Annotated in this window: 19 protein-coding genes and 1 pseudogene; 10 read left to right on the forward strand and 10 right to left on the reverse strand. The window is 54.9% G+C overall.

The features are described 5' to 3' along the window. Positions 1-27 precede the first annotated feature (27 nt). Complete coding sequence (locus tag AAC621_RS12160; RefSeq protein ID WP_340256162.1) at positions 28-1,035, forward strand: nuclear transport factor 2 family protein; 1,008 nt, start codon at positions 28-30, stop codon at positions 1,033-1,035. Between the two features lie 630 nt (positions 1,036-1,665). On the opposite strand, the gene AAC621_RS12165 is transcribed toward AAC621_RS12160, so the two are convergent. Further along, positions 1,666-2,352 (reverse strand): D-lyxose/D-mannose family sugar isomerase, encoded by a 687-nt coding sequence (locus tag AAC621_RS12165; protein ID WP_340256165.1) that lies wholly within the window; start codon positions 2,350-2,352, stop codon positions 1,666-1,668. Between the two features lie 147 nt (positions 2,353-2,499). Then, positions 2,500-3,396 carry a dihydrodipicolinate synthase family protein gene (locus AAC621_RS12170; protein WP_340256168.1) on the reverse strand — a complete coding sequence of 299 codons (897 nt, stop codon included), beginning with the start codon at positions 3,394-3,396 and terminating at the stop codon, positions 2,500-2,502. 148 nt (positions 3,397-3,544) lie between these two features. On the opposite strand from AAC621_RS12170, the gene AAC621_RS12175 reads away from it, so the two are divergent. From AAC621_RS12175 to AAC621_RS12210, 8 genes are all read left to right on the forward strand, one after another. Next, complete coding sequence (locus AAC621_RS12175; protein WP_340256171.1) at positions 3,545-4,285, forward strand: FCD domain-containing protein; 741 nt, start codon at positions 3,545-3,547, stop codon at positions 4,283-4,285. 45 nt (positions 4,286-4,330) lie between these two features. Then, positions 4,331-5,299 carry a sialic acid TRAP transporter substrate-binding protein SiaP gene (locus AAC621_RS12180; RefSeq protein ID WP_340256174.1) on the forward strand — a complete coding sequence of 323 codons (969 nt, stop codon included), beginning with the start codon at positions 4,331-4,333 and terminating at the stop codon, positions 5,297-5,299. 56 nt (positions 5,300-5,355) lie between these two features. Continuing rightward, positions 5,356-5,835: a TRAP transporter small permease gene (locus AAC621_RS12185; protein WP_340256177.1), complete on the forward strand. Its 480-nt coding sequence runs from the start codon at positions 5,356-5,358 to the stop codon at positions 5,833-5,835. Beyond that, positions 5,832-7,106, forward strand: coding sequence for a TRAP transporter large permease (locus tag AAC621_RS12190; RefSeq protein WP_340256180.1), 1,275 nt, complete (start codon positions 5,832-5,834; stop codon positions 7,104-7,106). Before AAC621_RS12185 ends, AAC621_RS12190 begins: the two co-directional genes overlap by 4 nt. Positions 7,107-7,141: 35 nt before the next feature. Beyond that, entirely contained in the window at positions 7,142-7,783 is a 642-nt protein-coding gene (locus AAC621_RS12195) for a putative N-acetylmannosamine-6-phosphate 2-epimerase (RefSeq protein ID WP_340256183.1), read from the forward strand. Positions 7,784-7,792: 9 nt separating this feature from the next. Beyond that, positions 7,793-8,686 carry an ROK family protein gene (locus AAC621_RS12200; protein ID WP_340256186.1) on the forward strand — a complete coding sequence of 298 codons (894 nt, stop codon included), beginning with the start codon at positions 7,793-7,795 and terminating at the stop codon, positions 8,684-8,686. Continuing rightward, entirely contained in the window at positions 8,683-9,465 is a 783-nt protein-coding gene (nagB, locus tag AAC621_RS12205) for a glucosamine-6-phosphate deaminase (protein ID WP_340256189.1), read from the forward strand. The genes AAC621_RS12200 and nagB overlap by 4 nt, the downstream gene beginning before the upstream one ends. A 251-nt stretch (positions 9,466-9,716) precedes the next feature. Beyond that, positions 9,717-10,073: an HGGxSTG domain-containing protein gene (locus AAC621_RS12210; protein WP_340256192.1), complete on the forward strand. Its 357-nt coding sequence runs from the start codon at positions 9,717-9,719 to the stop codon at positions 10,071-10,073. Positions 10,074-10,171: 98 nt separating this feature from the next. Here the strand turns inward: AAC621_RS12210 and AAC621_RS12215 are convergent, their stop codons facing one another. Next, complete coding sequence (locus AAC621_RS12215) at positions 10,172-12,331, reverse strand: phage/plasmid primase, P4 family (protein WP_340256195.1); 2,160 nt, start codon at positions 12,329-12,331, stop codon at positions 10,172-10,174. 931 nt (positions 12,332-13,262) lie between these two features. Between AAC621_RS12215 and AAC621_RS12220 the strand changes: the two genes are divergently transcribed. Beyond that, positions 13,263-14,195, forward strand: coding sequence for a 3-hydroxyacyl-CoA dehydrogenase (locus AAC621_RS12220; RefSeq protein ID WP_340256198.1), 933 nt, complete (start codon positions 13,263-13,265; stop codon positions 14,193-14,195). Positions 14,196-14,200: 5 nt separating this feature from the next. On the opposite strand, the gene AAC621_RS12225 is transcribed toward AAC621_RS12220, so the two are convergent. The 7 genes and pseudogenes from AAC621_RS12225 to AAC621_RS12255 all read right to left on the reverse strand — a co-directional run. After that, a complete protein-coding gene (locus tag AAC621_RS12225; protein WP_340256201.1) occupies positions 14,201-15,832 on the reverse strand; it encodes an acyl-CoA synthetase in 1,632 nt (543 codons plus the stop codon). Next, positions 15,829-16,638: an enoyl-CoA hydratase gene (locus AAC621_RS12230; RefSeq protein WP_340256204.1), complete on the reverse strand. Its 810-nt coding sequence runs from the start codon at positions 16,636-16,638 to the stop codon at positions 15,829-15,831. Before AAC621_RS12230 ends, AAC621_RS12225 begins: the two co-directional genes overlap by 4 nt. A 24-nt stretch (positions 16,639-16,662) precedes the next feature. Continuing rightward, complete coding sequence (locus AAC621_RS12235; RefSeq protein WP_340256206.1) at positions 16,663-17,109, reverse strand: OsmC family protein; 447 nt, start codon at positions 17,107-17,109, stop codon at positions 16,663-16,665. A gap of 27 nt (positions 17,110-17,136) precedes the next feature. Then, entirely contained in the window at positions 17,137-18,315 is a 1,179-nt protein-coding gene (locus AAC621_RS12240) for an NAD(P)/FAD-dependent oxidoreductase (RefSeq protein WP_340256209.1), read from the reverse strand. Further along, a complete protein-coding gene (locus AAC621_RS12245; protein ID WP_340256212.1) occupies positions 18,312-19,376 on the reverse strand; it encodes an Ldh family oxidoreductase in 1,065 nt (354 codons plus the stop codon). The genes AAC621_RS12240 and AAC621_RS12245 overlap by 4 nt, the downstream gene beginning before the upstream one ends. Before the next feature lie 76 nt (positions 19,377-19,452). Next, positions 19,453-20,646, reverse strand: a complete 1,194-nt coding sequence (locus tag AAC621_RS12250) for an FAD-binding domain-containing protein (RefSeq protein ID WP_340256215.1) — start codon at positions 20,644-20,646, stop codon at positions 19,453-19,455. Between the two features lie 67 nt (positions 20,647-20,713). Next, positions 20,714-21,047: pseudogene (locus AAC621_RS12255) on the reverse strand (carboxymuconolactone decarboxylase family protein); the annotation flags it as partial.

Raw genomic sequence — 21,047 nt, forward strand, 5'->3', positions numbered from 1 at the left:
ATTTGGTGCGCACTAATGAACTCGAGAATGAACCGACCACCAATGGGGATTGCTACCCCAACGAGTTTTCAAAACAAAACAATATATGCAAATTATCTTCAATATTTTGACGGTTTAAGCATTCAAGATATTGAAACGCAGACAAAAAAAATCTTCAGTAAAACGGCAAAGATAAACGCCAGTCACCCCGTCAACGAAGCTCAAGATGGCACGGGGTATTTTACCGATGTCATCTGGCCCATATCTCAAGCATTTGGTGGATTTAGCCGTCAAAACTATATCGTTATTGGCGGTGAGTATCTTGGCACTGAGTGGGTGACTTCAACAGGATATTTTTACGGCCATTTTGAAAATCCACTTTTTGGCATTCCCCCAAGCAACAAGATGGCTTTCCTGCGTTTTGGTGAATTTCACAAAATGGAGGAAGGCAACATTGTAGAAACGTATGTTTATCTTGGTCTTGCGGAATTGATTATTGCAATCGGGAAATGGCCTTTGGCCCTAAGTCAGGGGTATGAAGGTGTTGTCCCTGGGCCAGCAACACATGACGGTGTTCTTATCAACGAAAGCAACCCCAAAACCTCTCGTGCAAGCGCAGATTTGGTTGAGGGAATGTTAAAGCGATTGGCAACTGAGAACGCTGAGTGGAAGCCATATTGGGATAATAATATGGTTTGGTATGGTCCCGGTGGTCTCGGAACTTATGCGACCGTTGAGGCTTTTGATAAATTTCAACGCCCTTTTGAGAAGACGTTCTCTGGTTGGGGTGACGGCAAAGAGGATGGCATTTCAGGTGTTGGTGCCGATTGCAAGGCTGGAGATGGTGATTACGCTTTCCTCCATGGATGGAAAATGATTACAGGGGTTCATGTAAACCCATTCCTTGGCATTGAGCCAACAGGCAACCGTGTTTTTATGCGAGACTGTGATTGGTGGCGATGCTCAAATGGTAAGATTATTGAAAATTGGTGCATGTTGGATACCCTTCACTTAGTTAAACAGCTTGGGGTAGACGTAATAGCTGAACTATCGTGACTAACCAAAATACCTAGGCTTATAATAGAAAGTAGGTTCAAGAACCAAGATCCGTGGAAACAGTCACTTGGTACTCGGTCCTTGGACCTTGAAACTGGGAAATGGCGCACCCGAGAGCAGGTTCGATGCCTATCCTAAGCGCCATCAAGAAACTGAATCCAGCTATTTCAATAGGTTAGCGCATCCTCAAGAAAGTTCAAGTGTCGAAACCTTACCTGCAACCTTGCCGGAGGTATTCCAGGTCCAAGGACCAAGGATCGAGCTCCAGGGGGTTACTTGGCCCAACCGATTTGCACGGGGCGCAGGGGGTGGCCCCGGGGAGCCCTCTATATGCGGGCCGTGCGCCTCGGACCTCGGGCTTCGGTCATAGGTTGGTGGATTTATTGGAGGACGGTTTTGACAGTTCAACTACCATAATCAGCCATAGCTTCTGTTTCAGTTTTCCTCACCTCAACAATAATCAAGCATGTAAGTGGCAGAAGGCGAGCAACTTAAACAATCAAGCTATGTCGTCAGGAAAACGGTTGAATACAAGTTGCAATATCGCCACCTTTGTTAATATCAACACTTGCGACAAACAAAATCAAAGATATGCCATTGCATAGCTGATGGACGACAGCAGCCCATCATTCAGCGCAGCCATTTTGCATAGTCGCTTACCAATAAATGGGTTGGTGCCACATCTTCGTCGATGGTTGCAAATCGTCCAATCGGTTCTCGGAAGATATTATCGGTTTCGTCGTCATTGACGGTTGAGACCTCTCCGATCAATACATCGCCACCTTCGCCCCAGAAAGCGTGCCAGTCACCTGGCATAAGCGTAACACTTTCACCGGGTGCCAATTTGAGCTTTTGTCCCGCAGCGTAATCGACTCTAATGCCATCACAAAATACGGTGCCGCCCTTGTCTTCTGCAAAGTTTCCGTGATCGTCCGAGCCAAAGAGTTCAACAATCAGATCAGCGCCGCCGCGGTTAATGATGTCCTCGGCTTTAATGATATGAGTATGCATAGGGGAAAGCTGATCCTGCCGAGAGATCAGTAGCTTTTCAGCATAGCACATACCGCCTCCGCGCTGCAGATCCTCAAGCCGGCCATTCCTGAGCGTGAACAGAAACAAACCCATTTCGTCGAAGTTACCCGCGCCATAATCTGTGATGTCCCAACCGCAGCGTGCATTGATTACATTTTGCGCAAGCCTTTTTTGATCAGTGAAAGTTTCGGGTGACCAATACGCAAAAGGTGGCAGCGTAAATCCGTACTTCCTAATGAGTTCATCGGCTTCCGCCATGATGGTGTTGATAGTGGAACGTTTCATTGGCGCTTACTTATTCTAGTTTGCATTCAGTTGGGCATTGCGATCCGTTATTGGCTTTACTGGCGGAGGGGGAGGTAAAAGGGAACGGATGTCACAAAATGGTTGAACACGACGGCATGCTCCCGTCGAGCAATACAGTTTGTTTTGTTAACCCAACCAGTCACGGATTGACGCCCGTGCCACAAGTGCATTCATCTTAGCATCTGCATCAGCAATCTGGGAGGCAAGCGGAGCGCGTGCAGCGCCGCACTCGACCCCACAGGCCCGCAGGGACGCCTTCATTCCTGGCAGCACGCCCACCTCTAAAAGACCCATTACAAATTCAGCGGATACCGCCTGCAAACGTCGCGCGGTTTCAAGATCGCCAGCCAAAACGGCGGCGTTCAGGGCGGCGTACAGTCGACCGAGGATATTGTAGGTTGTGCCAATGCCGCCATCGACTCCCAAGGCTCCAGCGGCAAGGTAGATTTCGTCGAAACCGAAGAAGTAGGTGCTGTCGGGACGTTTTGTCTTAAGCATCGTTAGTTTGAACAGATCGGTGGACGTATACTTTATCCCCGCAACATTGGGCAAATCGAGGATCTCAATCAAAAGCGGCAATGGCAAGGGGCGCCCGGTACGGATAGGCACCTCATAGACGATGAGCGGCAGATCAGTCGCGGCGGCAAGGCTCTTATAATAGCTAAAAATCTCACCGTCACTGAACGGATAGGAATGCGGCGGTAGGGCCGAAAGCCCATTATAACCCAAGCGTGCAGCATTCCGCGCAAGCGTCAGGGAAGCCGCAAGCGAAGGCGCCCCCACATGCGCGATTAGCGTCGCTCCAGAGCCTACAGCGTCACGGGCGACAACCTCTTGCTGGGACAGAAGTGCGTCGGTTTCTAACAGCCCCGATTCGGCGCTGCTACCACCGACATAAAGCCCAGTTAGCCCTTGACGCAGGACAAAGGCGTTTAATGCTGATTGGCGTTCGGGGCTAAACTCCCCATGATCGTCAAAAGCTGACATCAACGCGGCGTACATTCCGGATAGAGGTTTGGACATTTGGACAGCCTAATTATCAAAATGATTATAATCCAAAAATCTAATTTGGTTTGTTCAAATTGTCCATAGTATGTAATTTAATTGACAATTAATCATTTTAAATTTACCAGAAATACATCTTGATGAAGCCAAATGAGGGAATGCGACCGTGCGAGGAACTGAGGCCATTGGCACTTCACGTGTTAGTAGCGATGCGATCGCCGAGGCATTGATTGCCGACATAAAGCTTGGCCGCCAAGTTAAAGGAGACCCTATTCCCACTGAGCGCGAATTGAGCGACCGTTTCGAGGCCTCGCGTCCGACCGTGCGTGCAGCACTTTCGCAGATGCAGTTACGCGGTTATCTTGACGCGCAACCGGGCCACCGTCCGCGCGCTACAAGCCCCTCGCTTGAGAGAATCTTGCTCACCGCTGCCGATGACATCCGCGAAGTTCTAGGTGATATTGAGGCGGGGGCGCATCTAGAACAGATGCGGCAGTTCATCGAAACAGGTGCGGCGCGCGCAGCAACTATGAGGGCAGATACTGTTCAGCTCGCGAAGCTGAGAGAAGCCTTGGAAAGAAACTCAGAAACCATTGGCACTCCGCAATTCGCGGCGACTGACATCTCTTTTCATAGGGCGTTGGTGTCAGTAGTGGGGAACCCAATCTTGCTGAGCTTGCACGATATGTTCGTTAGCCGCTTATTCGCTGAGCGCCCCTCAGTGGCTGACCCACTGGGCAATGACAAAATCTCTTACCAAGAACACCGCGCGATTTACGGCGCTATCCTAGATGGCGATGTCGCTGCGGCAACTGACGTGATCGAGGCACATCTCGCGCGGTCACTACGCCGTCGTCTTAAAGCTGCGGCGCTCGAAAGTGGTGGCGTGACCACTGACAACGTGTAAGCGCAGAGAATGCCTTGCGCAAGGATCCAACAGGAGGAAAACGACATGAAACATTATAGGACAACAGTGATCGCAGGCGGTCTCGCTATTGCGATGGCGATGCCAGCCTTTGCCGAGCGCGAATTAACGCTGGGTATGCAGGATAACGAGGTATCGAACCTTTATGCGGGGGCGCAAGTAATGGCGTCGACGCTGGCTGAAGTTTCGGGTGGCGAGATGACCATTTCGATCTTCCCTTCCTCGCAACTTGGCGATTTCCGTGCCATGGTTGCACAGGTGCAGGCGGGCGAGCTTGACATGGTGACCACCGGCTATCCAGACATGAGCTATGTCATTCCTGAGTTGAACCTAATCGGAGCGCCCTATGTCGCTGATGATTTTGCCCATTTGCAGGAAATTGTTGCCGGCCCATGGGGTCAAGAGATGGCTGGGCGCTTTGAGGAGCAGGACATAAAAATGCTAGACCTGTGGTATTATGGTACGCGCCAGACCACATCGAACCGTCCGATCGAAAGCATGGCTGATATGGAGGGTTTGCGGATGCGGACACCCAATGTGCCCTTCCTGATCGCTTATGCTGAAAACGTAGGTGCCACCCCAGCGCCGGTTGCCTTTGCTGAGGTTTATCTGGCGCTTCAAACAAATCAGGTGGATGCACAGGAAAACCCGCTGCCAACGATCGAGGCGATGAAGTTCTACGAGGTGCAAAGCCACGTTGCCATCACTAACCATTTCATTGCTTCCATTGCGATGATGATGTCGAACGACCTTTGGAATAGCCTGAGCGCCGAGGAGCAGGGTTGGGTGATGGCTGCTGTCGAGGCAGGCGGTGTCGAGAATAATACTCGCACTAACACTGCAGAGGCTGAGTTGCTTGCTACATTTGAAGGGCGCGGGTTGAGCGTGACCCGTCCCGACTTGACCCCATTCCGCGCTGCCATGCGCCCCTACTACGATCAACTCGAGGCTGAGTTCGGAGCGGGCGCCATCGCTCGTGTCCGTGGCCGCGACTGAATACCTAGAGACCGTGCGTTAGGGCGCACGGTCGCCCCTTCTAAAGGATTGGCGCCATGGCAAAAATGCGAAAGTACAGCTTCGAGGGCAGCATCGCTACAATCCTGTTTTTGGCGCTAATCACCATCATCGCAATTCAAATCCTCGGCCGAACCCCACTTTTGCGCGGCCCTGTCTGGACCGAGGAAGCGGCGCGTTGGGTCTGGGTTTGGATGGCCTTTATCGGCATCGCCGAGGTTGAGCGCCAAAACCGCCATTTGCGGATGGGATTTCTTGGCGCAGCTTTGCCTGCACAGCTCCGAAAGTTCGTTTTTACCATCGTTGATCTGGTGTATCTGGGTGTGATGGGGCAGTTGTGTTGGGTGGGTTGGCAAACAGTATCGCGCACCCTTGGCGCAAGTTCAGTCACTCTTCCCTTGCCTACTGCGGCTCTCTACGCCTCTGCGATGATCGCAGCAGCCTTAGTCATGTACAGGATTGTACGGCGCATCTGGGTTGGCAAAAGCAGTGAGATAGACGGAGTCGAACCGCTATGACCCTCATCATCATCGGTGGTCTTTGGCTTCTTATGGTCTTAATTGGCATCCCTATCGGGATTGCCATGATCTTCGTGTCATTGGGTTATTTCTGGTACGTCGAACGGGGTATGTTTCTTGCTGTTCAGCGGATGGTAGATGGGCTCGACAGTTTCCCGCTTTTGGCGGTACCACTCTTCATTCTTGCTGCTGCGATCTTGAACAGCGCCGGCATAACTCACCACTTATTTGGTTTTGCGCGGGCCTTAGTCGGACATGTTAGGGGAGGCTTGGGCCATGTAAACGTTTTGGCTTCGTTGTTTTTTTCGGGGATGTCCGGATCGGCGCTAGCCGATGCAGGTGGTCTCGGAAAGATGGAGATCGAAGCAATGCGCGAGGCGGGATACGATGATGAACTCTCTGGTGCTATTACCGCAGCCTCGTCCTTGATTGGACCCTTGGTGCCGCCTTCCATTACCATGGTCCTTTACGGAGTGATCGCCAATGTCTCGATTGGGCAGTTGTTCTTGGGTGGAGTCATCCCCGGTGTACTGTGCGCCATTGCTTTGATGATCATGATCTACGTAGTGGCGCTCAGACGCGACTTTCCACGTGACCCGCGCCGGTCATCGAGCGAAATCCGGTTGTTGTTCTGGCGGTCACTGCCCGCGCTTCTGACGCCCTTGGTTATTATTGGCGGTATTTTCTCAGGGTACTTCTCGCCAACCGAGGCAGCAGCCGTCACCGTCCTTTATGCGATCTTTATTGATCTCGTCTTTTACCGCGAATTGACCTGGGCGCGGCTTTGGGACGCTGCCTATGAAACTGCTGTCACTTCGGCCTCGATTGCGACCATAATAGCGGGGGTGTCTCTTTTCAGCTTCATCTTCGCACGCGAACAAGCGCCGCAGCAAGTCGCGGAGATGTTCCTTGCTGTTGCTGACAGTCCCTTGACCTTCCTGATTGCGGTTAACGCGATGATATTTGTCCTGGGCTGTTTTATTGAGGCCTTGGTGATCTTGCTAGTGATCGTTCCGATCCTTGTGCCAATTGCGGCGGGTTTCGGCATCGACCCTGTGCATTTTGGGATCATCGTGATCTTGAACCTGATGATTTCGATCACTACGCCACCGATGGGTATGGCGCTTTTTGTGGTCAGCCAAGTTGGCAATATTCCTTACCAGCGCCTCGCTTGGGCGATACTGCCTTGGTTGATCCCGCCTATCTTAGTGTTGATCCTTGTTTGTGTGTTTCCGGTGCTCGCTATAGGACTTCCGAGCTTAATGCGATGAGAGATGTTTTGGCTACATTGCATGGCGGCCTAGTGGTGTCGTGCCAACCGGTGACAGGTGGCCCTATGGATCGGCCCGAGATTGTGGCCGCAATGGCGGCAGCGGCCATCGCTGGTGGCGCGCGCGGTGTCAGGGTCGAGGGCTTGGCTAATTTGCGGGCGACGCGCGCAGTCATAAATGCCCCTATCATCGCTTTGATAAAGCGCGATTTGTCTGACAGCCCGGTGCGGATCACCCCCTTCGTAAGCGATGTGCACGATCTGGCGGCCGCCGGGGCCGATGTGGTTGCAGTAGATGCCACACGCCGCATGCGTCCAGAGCCGCTTACCGCCCTATGGGCCGCGATTAAAGCGGAGGCAGTGCTTGGCATGGCAGATTGCGCTACTATTGAAGAAGGGCGAATAGCGAGAGATATGGGCTTTGCTATCATCGGCACTACCCTGTCCGGCTACACTGCCGATACCTTGGGCCACCACGATGGCCCGGACCTCGACCTTGTGTCAGGATTTCGGGGCATCGGTGGCTTCGTGATGGCCGAGGGGCGGCTGATTTCGCCTGAGGACGCTGCTGCGGCGATGCATGCCGGAGCGGATGCAGTCACAATAGGGACCGCGCTAACACGGCTTGAGATCGTCACAGGATGGTTTCATGCCGCTGTAGCCAAGGCTCAGGTATAAGGGATGTGCATGAAGCTAAATGATTTGGAAGGCTTCGCGATTGATCTGGGTGGCACTAAGGTCATTGCCGCGCGGATTGTTGCGGGAGAGGTCGTGGCACGAGAGATTACCCAAACCATTGGATCGGATGGACCCCATGCGCAGGTAGACGCCATGGCTCGTATAGCGCGAAAAATCGGATACCTTAAAGGGGAGCCCTTGGGCGTGGCGGTCGCCGGGCGCATTGATGCTCAAGGGCACTGGCATGCGGTCAATGCAAGAACGCTCAGTGCAATCTCCAGCGTGCCGCTTGCAGACTTGATCGCGGCTGAGCTTGGACCCGTGAACTGTTTAAACGATGCTGCTGCCGCTGCCCTGGCCGAAGCGCGTTTTGGTGCGGGTAAGGGCATTACGAACTTTGCCTTCCTCACCGTGTCGACCGGAATTGGGGGGGGCTTGGTACTGATGGGACGGCTTTTGACCAGCCCCAGCGGTCTTGCAGGGCACGTTGGCTTTGCCACTGCCCAAGGAGCCACGAGCAATGCTTGCGGCAGCGGTAGGAAGAACACAGTTGAAAGTATCGCGGGCGGGCAGGCCATGGCTCTGGTCGCGTCCGACAGGGGTATCGATGCCCGCGCCATTTGCGCAGCGGCGTTGCGGGGGGAGGCTTGGGCGGAGGCGATCGTTGAGAACAGTGCGCAGGCGGTTGGCACTCTGATCGCCGATTTGACCGCGATTCTTGGGCTGCAGGGGGTAGCAATCGGTGGCAGCATAGGCCTTTCGGATGGCTACATCGATCGAGTGCGCCGCTTCCTTGATGCGGAGCCACCGCTGTTTCGGGTGCCTGTGCAGGCAGCGCGATTGGGGGCAAATGCCCCACTTTTCGGCGCGCTGTTGGCGCGACTGGACGAGGAAGGTAAATGAAGATCCTTATTTTGGAAGATGCGCAGGCTGTGACTTTGCGGGCAGCTGATATAGTGTCGGCGCAAATCCGAACGCTTCCAAATGCGGTTTTAGGTTTGGCAACTGGGGGCACGATGATGCCGCTCTATAACGAACTCGTGCGTCGGAATCATGCGGGCGAGTTATCTTTGGCGGGGATCAGCACCTTCAACCTTGATGAGTACGTGGGCCTTCCACCCGACCATCCTGGTTCTTACCACCAGACCATGCTCGACGCCCTATTCAAGCATACCGACATCCGCGCTGAAGCCACCCATCTGCCGCGCGGCGATGCCTCTGACCCTTGTGTTGAGGCGCAACGCTATGAGGCTTGCATTGCTAACGCGGGTGGGATCGACTTGCAGCTTTTGGGGATAGGTGCGAATGGGCATATCGGTTTCAACGAACCGACATCCAGTCTTGGTTCGCGCACACGGGTCAAGACCCTGACTGAGGCCACACGCGACTCCAACCAACAGTTTTTTAATTCGCAGAATCTTGTCCCACGCTATGCAATTACAATGGGTATCGCGACCATACTGGAGGCGCGCACTTGTCTACTTTTGGCGACTGGTAGGGCCAAAGCCGCTGCCGTAGCCGCGATGGTCGAGGGGCCCGTCAGCGCCGCCTGTCCGGCGTCCGCCCTGCAAATGCATCCCAAGGTCACCGTCATAGTTGATCACGGAGCAGCAAGCGAGCTGCAAATGACAGATTACTACCATCAGGTCCATCCTAACGGAGACGATTTTGCCAGTCCTTAATCGGTGCTGTCACACTGATTTTTCACATAATCCTCATACCCAAAACCTCTCCACCATTGTTGCAGTATCTCCTTAAACGCGAGAGTAATCTCATAATTATTCGCATTGAGCATTCAGATTAGCTGTTGCCGCACGGCCAGTCTTTCAGAGTTAGTTGACAATTATTTTTGGCCTCGAGACTTAGTTCCGGGCGCTTCTTGCTTCAGCAGAATTATGTTATAGTGTAACACTCCATGAAAGGGGTGTTTTGCATGTTTGCAAAAGGTAATACGGTCGGGAAAGCTTGGCGCTTCGGCCAATTTTGGCAGGGTAAACGTTGTGGCGCGAAAACACGCGCAGGGCACCCATGCAAAAAAGCGGCCTTGAAAGGCCGCGCTCGGTGCCGAAACCATGGAGGTGCTAGCACAGGACCGCGGACCGAGGAAGGACGTGCGCGGATCGCAGCAGCACAAACCACTCATGGGCGGTTAACGAAAGAGAAGCGGGCCGCAGCGAAGCGCAATGCCGAGGTTGGACGACAAATCCGTGCTGAGCTTGCGGAGATCGAAGAACAACTGATTTCTGGCGGCCTCTTGGTCAACACTTGGCGCCATCATTTCGGCATGTGAGCATCGACTGGAACAGCTGTCACAGCAGTTTTTGGTTTTTTTATTTCTGGCTCTAATCCTAAAAAAACCCTAAATCGCTGTGACACCTGTGACGGGGTTCAGAACGGCACGTCTCGCTCTTGATAACTGACAACCCGCAAACCAATAAAGCCCCGCAACTTGTTGTTCCCGACACGGCGTTGGACACGCTCTAGTCCGCGTCGCTCCATATAGCGAAGCACATCAGACTTTGCGGGATGGGGACGATCCTCCGCTCGGCAATACTTCGCAGCGGCGTCGACTAGATCATCTGTTGGAACAAAATGGCTGTCGCGATGTGTGACCTCCAGGCAATTTTCAAAAAAGCCGGTTAGCGGATCGGTAAAACGGCGATACTTATCGAGTTCGTACCGCATTGACGGAGTAAGCTCCAATCCTTCCTCCAGATAAGCACGGTATCCCTCCACCGCCCATACAGCGATCCCCGGCAGTTCTGAAGCTAGTTTCCTCTTGAGTTCCTTGTCAGGGTTCTCATCCGCAAAGCTATTTGGAAATCTGAGCATTGCCAGGCGACGAAAGTATGCTTTGTCTTCTGGATCAGCAAACGGATAAAAATTCGTGGCCACAAGGAGTTGAGCGGTAGGCTGGAAATCAAAGAACTCTTTATGCAGGAAGCGAGCCGTCATCGTGTCGCCGCCCGATAGTGCTTTGACCAACTGTGTGTTTACATGTAACTTTTGCGGCAACTCCGATATTGTTGCTAGCCGCTTGCCCGCCAACTTTGCAATATCGTTAGGGATGGCGGCGGTGTTTTGCGCAGAGATTGAAGTCGCAGCCAGTGTTGTTTGGTAGTCTCCCAACAGGCTCTTGAGTGTCTCAATTAACGTGGATTTGCCATCTCCCCCATCGCCAATCAGGATCTGCAGGCGCTGCTCCTTTCGTTCCCCGGATAAGATATATCCCGTCAGTTTCTTCAAATAATGGGCGTCATTTTTATCCTCGCCGACAACCTCTGATATAAACTGGACGAAGCGTGGCGCTTTAGCCTCTGGGTCCCACGCGCAACCTGCCAGCCTGGTAATCTTGTCGTTGGCACGGGCTTCGTAGAACTTGCCCGTCTTTAGGTCCATTGTCCCATTCTGGAAGTTCACCAAATGGGGCTGAGTATCGAAGGCTTCTTGGCTAATGCTGAGACCTTCAAGCTGCGACGCAATATCAAGCATAGCTTTGATACGCGCATTTGCCTCTGAGTTTTTTTGCCAACGTATGGCATGTTGTAGGTCGTCGGGATCGCCCTCAACGGCTTCCTTGCCGATGCTCCGTACGGTCTCATGCGCCATTCGTGCGGCTGCTGCATCATCAGGCACCCAACGCTGGCCATCAAAATAATACCACGTGCGATGTTCTCTGGCGTAATAGACGCCTCCGCGCCATCCTTGCCGAAAACGTTCCGCGTTTCCTAAGTCGGTAAAGGGCAGGCGGCTATTCTTACGGTACCCAACAGCACTACCCACTGTGCTCTCGACCTCTTCTGCGTCAAGCGGCGGGTTAAACGTTTTGTTGAGCGCAAACGCCGCTGCCCGAACCTCATCGTCCGATAGCCCCCCATGGGTGGCGCGTACTGAATGGTGAAACAGGGTGTGGTTCCTAGCGCCCTCCTGCGTACCCGTGGCTATATTAAGTTGAGTCTTTTTAGGCGGCGCCAAAAGCCGTGTGAGGTACTGGTCCGGCAGTGGCGCGACCTCGACTTCTTCAATGCTCAGTCCCTCAACAGGTTCGTAACAGCGCCCGTCAGGCAAAACAGAACCCGCAAAAATAACGTAGCCGCCTTCGGCCCGGACATCGACATCCTTTCCAAAGCAGGTCGAGGCAGAGTTCCTGATGTTCAATCCTTTCGGATATTTAAAAAAGATATGCCTTCCGCCAGACATCGTCCGTGTCTGTGCTGTTTTTGGGATCGTTAGTCCGGTTGCTGCAAAGGACGCTTCTCCACACTTATCTCCACCACAATCTATGTCGATGACTAACAGCCCCGATTGTTCGCCGCATAGAACTGCTACAAGAGCATTTGGATATTTATTCCACCAATCGTTTATTTGCCCCGCATCCGTGGTGGCTTCCTTCAAACCATGCGGAGTGTAGGGAGATTTTGCCTGAAGCGTCCGCATTTTTCCGGTCCGGTCAGTGAAGGTGTGAGGCTTTTCGCGGGCTGGAAAAACAGGGAAGCCGTGTGCGGTCGCCAGATAAAGCGCGAGCGAGTGGTTATGCGTAATGCTCATGCCTGATCCTCCTTAGCGCCTTCGAGCCAAGCGGCGACATCAGCTGTCTTGTATAGTGGTACCCGTCCAGAACCGGGAAGTGGTTGGGGAAAACCTCTGAGCGCCTCCCATTGACGGATAGTTGCTTTGGTTACGCGAAGCTCCGCAGCGAGTTCACCGCGTGTGACGTATGTTCGTTTAGAAAAATGCATAGGTGCACCCTCCTTGGTCGATCTCATTAGAGACCAAACAGTGGATGCACACATATTCTTGGGGTTTGGCTTGTGCGCTTAGGCCAACTGCGCCACGTGACGAAGTTGCAGTCGGTGATCGCCCCTCCGACCAGTCAATAGTACCAGATGATACCCAATCAAATCAAGATTTTAGAAGATTTTTCAGTCAATTTCTGATGATATTGAAAGATTTCAATTGCTTGCCTTTGAGTGGCTTCGAGACTTTGCCACAAGCAGCCCACAACTTGTTGGGTAGCACACAACAAATAAAGTCCTGCTCTTACGTCCAATTCTCTTAAAGCCAATAGGATAGAACCTGCTAAATACCCAGTCGCATTCCCTCATCAAAATTCCACCCAACGAAATCCACCAACCTATGACCGAAGCCCGAGGTCCGAGGCGCACGGCCCGCATATAGAGGGCTCCCCGGGGCCACCCCCTGCGCCCCGTGCAAATCGGTTGGGCCAAGTAACCCCCTGGAGCTCGATCCTTGGTCCTTGGACCTGGAATACCTCCGGCAAGGTTGCAGGTAAGGTTTCGACACTTGAACTTTCTTGAGGATGCGCTAACCTATTGAAATAGCTGGATTCAGTTTCTTGATGGCGCTTAGGATAGGCATCGAACCTGCTCTCGGGTGCGCCAGTTTTCTTTTTCATCTGGAATGCCGCCCCGCCGATCCTATAGCATATCGACAGATATGATTTTGGAGGGCGGGAGATATGGTCAAGATTGCGATTGTGGGGGCCGGGCTGATTGGTCAGGCATGGGGGGCTGTGTTTGTGGCAGCTGGCCATGATGTTGTGCTTTATGATCCTATCGCGGGTGTTGCCGATGGCGCGGCGCCAAAGGTTTTGGCGCGGTTGCAGGATTTAGCCGATCACGGCCTGATTGCCGCACGAGAGTATCGCAGTCAGATCAGCGTGGCTGCGAGCTTGGCCGCGGCGCTTGAGGGTGTGATATATGTCCAAGAAAGTGGCCCAGAAAAACGCGATGTAAAGGCGGCCCTGACTGCGGAGATGGATGCAATTCTGCCACCTGATGTGCCGATTGGCAGTTCAACCTCGGGCATTCCTGCCTCGTCCTATGCGGCTGATGTCGCGGGGCGCGGGCGCTGCTTGGTCGTGCATCCGATCAATCCCCCCCATCTGGTGCCCGCCGTTGAGATTGTGCCTGCCCCTTTTACCGCAGCTGAGGTCACCGAAAAAGTGCGCGATTTGATTGCACAGACAGGGCAAATTCCAATTACATTAAAGCGCGAGATTGACGGGTTCGTGGTTAACCGATTGCAAGGTGCGTTGCTGATTGAGGCGTTTAAGCTGCTGCAAAACGGCGTGGCCGCGCCCGAGGATATTGACCGCGCCATTTGCGATGGTTTGGGGATGCGATGGTCGTTTATGGGGCCGTTTGAAACGATCCACCTGAATGCACCAGGGGGCGTGTCGGATTATGTCACGCGCTTTGCGGGCATGTATCAGAGCATGTTTGAGGGCGATACAAAGATAAGCGATTGGTCATCCGCCTTAGACCAGGGACTGACGTCCTATTTGGATGCCCTGCACCCGCAAGACAGCCTGCCCGAGGCGCATCGCGCGCGCGATCTGAAGCTTATGGAGCTTTTGCGCATGCGGCGTGCGGGGGATCGCAGGGGGTAAGCCTGTTAGCTTGCCCCTGCCTTTGCCATGTCGCGCAATTGGAATTTTTGGATTTTACCCGTGCTTGTGCGCGGGATCTCCGTGAAAATAAAATCACGCGGGCATTTGTAATGGGCGAGGCGGTCGCGGCACCATTCGCGCAGATCCTCTGCGCTGGCGCTTTCCCCTGATTTCAACTCGATAAAGGCGCAAGGCGTCTCGCCCCATTTCTCGTCTGGCTGGGCCACCACGGCCACGACAGCCACGGCAGGGTGTGCATAAAGCACTTCCTCGACCTCGATTGAGGAAATATTCTCGCCTCCTGAGATGATGATATCCTTTGAGCGGTCTTTCAGCTGAATATACCCATCTGGGTGGATCACCGCCAAATCGCCCGAATGGAACCAGCCGCCCGCAAAGGTTTTTTCGGTGGCGTTTGGGTTGCGGAAATATCCCTTCATCACGACATTGCCGCGGAACATGACCTCGCCCAAAGTTTCCCCATCGCGCGGGACAGGCTGCAACGTATCGGGATCAAGCACATCCAGCTGTTCCAGCGGCGTGTATTTCACGCCCTGACGCGATTTAAGCCGCGCTTGTTCGGGCAGGGGCAAATCTGACCATTCCTGATGCCATTCATTGACCACGGCGGGGCCATAGGTTTCGGTCAGGCCATAAAGATGGGTCACATCAAACCCTGCCTGTTGCATATCGGCCAAGACCCGCTCTGGTGGCGGGGCTGCGGCGGTAAAGAAATTCACCTGTGATGGCAGTTGCTCTCGCTCGGGCGCATCCAAGATCACCGACATCACAATTGGCGCGCCGCATAGATGGGTTACGCCATCCTCGGTCAGGGCGCGCCAAATCGGCGAGCTGCGCACTTGGCGCAGGCAGACATGGGTGCCGATAATGGCGGAAATTGTCCAAGGGAAACACCAGCCGTTGCAGTGAAACATCGGCAAGGTCCACAGATAGACCGCGTGTTTCTGCATCGAAGTGATCAGCGCGTTGCCCTGTGCCAGCAAATAAGCCCCACGATGGTGATAAACCACACCTTTGGGATCGCCCGTGGTGCCAGAGGTGTAATTAAGCGCAATCGCATCCCATTCATCATCGGGCAGGGCCCAGTGATAGTCAGGATCACCTTTGGCCAGATAGGCCTCGTAATCTTCGGCCATCACATCGCTGCGCGGGCCGTCATATTCGGGGTCGTCATATTGCACCAAGTGCGGCTTGGATTTCGCCAGTTGCAGCGCCTCTTGGGCCAGTGGCATGAATTCCGCATCCACGATCAGGATTTTGCTTTCGGCATGGTCGATCTGAAAGGCGATGATGGCCGCATCAAGCCGCGTGTTAATAGAATGCAAAACAGCGCCGCACATTGGCACGCCGTAATGGCACTCTAACATGGCGGGTGTATTGGCAAGGATCACCGAGACATTATCGCCTTTGCGCACCCCGTCTTGTGTCAGGCGAGACGCTAATTGCCGTGCGCGCGCATAGAAATCGCGGTAACCGCGGCGCAAGGGGCCATGAATGATGGCCACATGATCAGGATAAGTGCCTGCAGCGCGCTCAAGAAAACTCAGCGGGCTGAGGGGTTGATGATTGGCCGCGCGCCGCGCAAGGCTTGGGTCATCGTGATAAATCTGGCTCATTTGTCCTGCCATTGTGGATGACGTTTCTCGATAAAGGCCCCGATCCCTTCTTCGGCATCATGGGTCAGCATATTGTCCACCATAACCTGCGCGGCATAATTATAGGCCTCGGCCAGACCCATTTCGGCTTGGCGATAGAAGGCCGATTTTCCAGTGGCGAGGGTCATTGTGGATTTTGCGGCGATTTTGGCGGCCATCTCTTCGATTGTGGCGCTGAGTTCCGCCTCTGGGACAGCCTTATTCACCAATCCCATTTCCACCGCACGCGGGGCCGCGACCATATCGCCCGTCAACAGCATCTCCATCGCGTGTTTATGGCTGACATTGCGCGACAAAGCGACCATGGGGGTCGAGCAAAATAGCCCAATATGCACCCCTGGTGTGCCAAAGCGCGCGCCGTCTTCGGCCACCGCCAAATCACAGGTCGCAACCAATTGGCACCCCGCCGCCGTGGCCACGCCCCGCACCTCGGCAATCACGGGCGTGGGGCAGGCCACAATTGCCTGCATCACGGATGCGCAAAGCGCCATGATCTTGGTAAAATAGGCGCGCCCCCCATCGCCCTCAGCGCGGGCCGCGGTCAATTCCTTGAGATCATGGCCCGCACAAAAAGCGGGGCCACGAGAGGCAAGAATGACCACCCGCACCTCAGGATCATCGCCTGCCGCATGGATCGCCTCAAGAAGGCGGTTCAGCATCGCCTCAGACAGCGCATTGCGGCGTTTTTCGTCATTCAGGGTCAGACGTAAAATCCCCCGCGCATCAAGCGCGCTGTCTAGGATATTGGTTTGGCTGGCTATGGTCATGGCATCCTCTCCCAGATTAGGGGCTTAGCTGATCGTCACCTCAACATAGTCGGCGATGGAATTCGCAACAAAGCAATAACGATGGGCGCGGTGCTGCATCTCGTCAACCGTTTCCTGATCCACCGAAAAGCCGGTATCAAAGGTCACTTTGGGGTGCAGATCAATACGGGTCACGGCCATGCGGCCTTTGGGGCTTTTGCCCAAATAGGCCGCGGCATGGTCGGTATAGCTTGCCACAGGCCAACCTGCCTTTGCGGCAAGGGCCAGAAAGGTCATCATATGGCAACTCGACATCGCAGCCGCTAAGGCCTGTTCTGGATTGGTATAGGCGGGATTCCCGCCCCAATCGGGCGCGGCATCCCCCATGACCTTGGTGTCATCAGTATAGGTGATCTCATGGGCGTTGCTGTATTTCTGCGGGGTCAGCGTGGCCTCTTGGCGCTGCCAGTTTAGGGTGATAGATAGGCTCATAACGCGGCAACCTTTCTTTCATTACAATCAGATAAATTTGGCTTTGAAATCGGTGTCATACCCCTCAGGGGCGAGGGGTTGGCCTGTGGCCGCCAAAGCCCCTAGGCGACCGATTTCATCACAGCTTTTCGCGGCGGCCCCATTGCCACCTGTCAGGATGGTCAGGTGATCATCAAGCCGCTCGATATAGGGGTATCCTGTGGCGGTGAAACTGATGACGCAGGTATCAGTGTGATAGGATTGCACTGGCAGATCAGGTAAAATTGCCGTCAAATAGCCTTGCAAGCGCGCGGCGGCCTCTGCGCTGCCCTCAGAGCGGAACCATGCGGTCATCTCGGCCTGAGTGGTCAGGCTTGGTGAGGCAGGTTCGCCCCCGATTTTCAGATAATATTTCCCATCGGGATATTGGATCGGTGGCAGCAGATACAGGTCTTCATCCATGCGCCCATCTTCGGGCATGGAAATCAGCGTGGGCATCTCGGCCAAGCGCGCCACATCATTGGGCGCGATTTCGGCCAAAAGCACGGTGCGTGCCATCACGTTCATATCGGGGCGGGCGGGCAAAAGCCTGTCGGTGCGCGCATAGCCCCCCGTGGCGATGACGACATGCCCCGCATCCACTGTATCGCCCGTTGTAAGGGTGACTGTGCCCTGATTCTGCGCCACGGCGGCGGCGTCAATCACCACGCCCCCCGCCTGTTCCATCGCGCGCTCCTCTGCGGCGCGCAACAAGCGGGGGTTGATCCAACCGCCTGCGGCCTCCCATGCGGCGGCTGTTCCTACGGGAAACCGCATAAAGGGAAAGCGCGCCGCAAGGCCTGCATCATCAAGCCGCTCATGAGGAATGGCCAAGGCCTCAGCAGCCTGCAGAAAGGCGTGCGTAAAATCCGCAGCGGGCCCTGCGATTGGCCCTGCCATCATCACCCCGCATGGGGTGTAGAACTCTTGCCCTAATACCGCCTCAAGTTCACGGTATCGCGCCATTGAGCGCAAGGCGAGGCGGGACCAATCAGCCTTTTCCGCAAGGCCGCGCGTGATCCTGCCTGCGTCATGGTGGCTGCCAAAGGGGCCATCATGGGTTGCACGGTTTTGCGGCTCGGAGGGGCCGATTAGGGCCATGCGATGACCCATTTGCGCCAGATACCGCGCGGCGGCTGTGCCCATCAGGCCACGACCAACCACCGCGATATCAAAGCGCCCCGTCACAGCGACAATCCTGTTGTCTTGGTCAGTTCGGCAAAGCTTGCTTGGGTAACAGGGTCAAGGGGGATGCCCTTTTGAGCGCGTAAGGCTGCCACATCCCATTCGCGATCCCCAGGCGCCATGACGCGCGCGCCTGTGCGGGGCGTGCTGTTGCGCAGCTTGGTCAGGTAATGCTCCATGCCCGCAATGAATATCGGGCCTGTCAAAAAGGCCTCAGGGTCAATGGCAATCACAAATCCCCCCACGCCCCGCGGACGGGTTATGTCACCGCCCACCATGGCATCGAGATCGGGCGAGATTTTCATGCCCGTGAAAACCGCTGAAAAGATTTCTGCAACGCCCCCCAATGCGGCCCCCTTAAACCCGAATTCGCCCCCGAGCGGGGCCAACATTTCAACTTTATTAGGGTCGGTTGTGTTAACACCTGCGGCGTCAGATGCGACATCTTCGGGCAAGGTCACGCCAAGGGAAGCATAAAGTTGCACGCGGTTATAGGGCACGGAACTGGTCGCCATATCCAAAAGCCAAGGGTTGCCTGCGGTGGGAAAGGCGATGGAGATCGGATTGGTGCCGTGAAACCGTTCGGCCCCGTCATGCAGGCGCACAAGACTGTCTGAATTGCCAAAGACCATGCCACCCATCCCGCGCTTGGCCAAGGCCATGGTATAAGCCCCCGCAGCGCCGTAATGCGAGCTGTTCATCACCCCAACCGCGCCAATGCCCGCCTCACGGGCCAAATCGGCGGCATGATCCGCCGCGGCATAAAGCGCGCGTGCGCCATGCGCATCATCCGCATCCAACATGCCTGTGCCTGCACGGGTTTTGATGAATTTGAGATTGGGGCGCGGGTTGACGCGCCCGCCGCGCATCACCGCCTGATAATGCGGCAAAAGGCGGAAGCCGTGGCTGTCTACGCCATGCAGGCTGGCATGCATCATGGCATCTGTAGTGGTTGTGGCTGTGGCCTCATCTGCGCCCGCAGCGCACAATATAGCGCGGCTAAAGGTTGTGATCGCCTCGGCACTGACCCAAATTTGATTATCATCCTGCCCTTGCGCTGTCATGTTATCCTCCCGCCAGCTTACAATTTCGCGCATGTTGCCTCACCGCCACGGGCGATGCCAGTTAAGAATTTATCTCTCAATCCAATGCGGCAATCAGCTGGGGGATTTTCTGTTTTACCTTGAAGAAACCCGCCGTGGCATGGGGCCATATCCTTTGATCCCATGGGTCGCACCATTCGGCGAAGGTGATATTTGCAGCCTCAAGGGGCCTGCGCGCTTCGGTGATCCAATCGAATAACGGCCCTTGCGGGATATAGGGGGTGGCGATTTGCACGGCCCCAAGCCGCGTGGCCATTTGCGCCAAGAGTTTTGGATCGCGCGCCTCGACCATTTCAGCGGTCAGGCCAAGCCGATTTGCACAATCGCGAATGGCCTCCGCCTCGAAGGCGGCGACATCTGGGCTTGCATGGCGCAAATGCGATTGGGTCAACCCCACCACGGCACCAACATCAAAGCCCGCAATATCGGCGCCTGTGATCCCGCAGTCTTCATCAGTGATCAGCAAAAGGGTTTTCGCCCCCGTCTGTGGCGCAACGGGGTTGCGCAGTGGCAGGGTCGGGGGCAGGCCATCAGGCTCGGTCGCTTCAAGCCCTTCTGTCACCACGGCCAAATCTACATCGCGCGGGGTAAATCGATTTTGCGTGAATTTTGCGATATTCCACGCCTCGGCCGCATAAAATTTGCCCCGCGTATGTAGGCCCGCAACCCATCGCCAGCCCAAGGTGTTAGACGCTGCATCCCCATCTAAGAGATGACGATAAAAGAAATCCGCGCCAAGCCGCCATGGCAATCGCAGCGTGAATATCCAGATCGAGGCAAGCCACATCCGCGCGTGATTGTGCAGATAGCCCGTTTCAACCAATTCGCGCGCCCAATGGTCAAAGCAGTCTAGCCCCGTGCGCCCTTCGATGGCGCGGGTATAGGCGCGGGACAAAGGGCGATCTTGGTCGAGCACGGCCATATCGGCCTCAAGACCTGACACGTAACTGCGCCATATGGCGGGGCGCATCTCAAGCCAGCCCTTAAAATAGCTGCGCCAAATCACCTCTTGAATGAATTTTTCAGAGGAAACCGCGCCATGTGTGCCAAGCGCGGTTTTGATAACCTCTGCTTCGCGGATCAGGCGGCGGCGGATATAAGGCGACAGGCGCGACACAGATTTATGTGCACCATGTCCCAGATCGTAATTGCGCCCATTGGCATAGGCCTTGCCCATTTTGGGGGTGAATTCGATCAGACGCGCCTCTGCCCCTGCCCGTGTGGCCTGCATGTTTTTGCCTCGCTTGGATGTGCTTTGCAAACCTAGCTAAGGCAGCAGGGGGCGAGGTCAACTGCGCCTAAGCGCCCTCAAACGGCGTTTCGCGCAGCTCGCGCGCGACCGCCTCATCCAGCGGTGGGGGAAAGGAGTTAAGGATAAAACCAAGCGTGCTATAAAAGCCCACTGTGGCAATCAAATCAAAAATGCCCTCTTTGCCAATTTCGGCCTCAAGCGGCCCCTGCATCTGGGGGGGGATCGCGCGCGTGGTCATCAGGGCATCGACTGCGCGGACGATGGTTTGATCTTGACCTGTGATCTCGTGAATTGGGCCTGCGAGACGCGCGATGCGGTGATCTTCAAACCCAAGGGCGCGCGCACGGCTGACATGATGCGCCCATTCATAATCCGAGCCC

It is taken from the genome of Roseobacter sp. HKCC-CH-9208 (assembly GCF_037805125.1).
Taxonomy (GTDB): domain Bacteria; phylum Pseudomonadota; class Alphaproteobacteria; order Rhodobacterales; family Rhodobacteraceae; genus M30B80.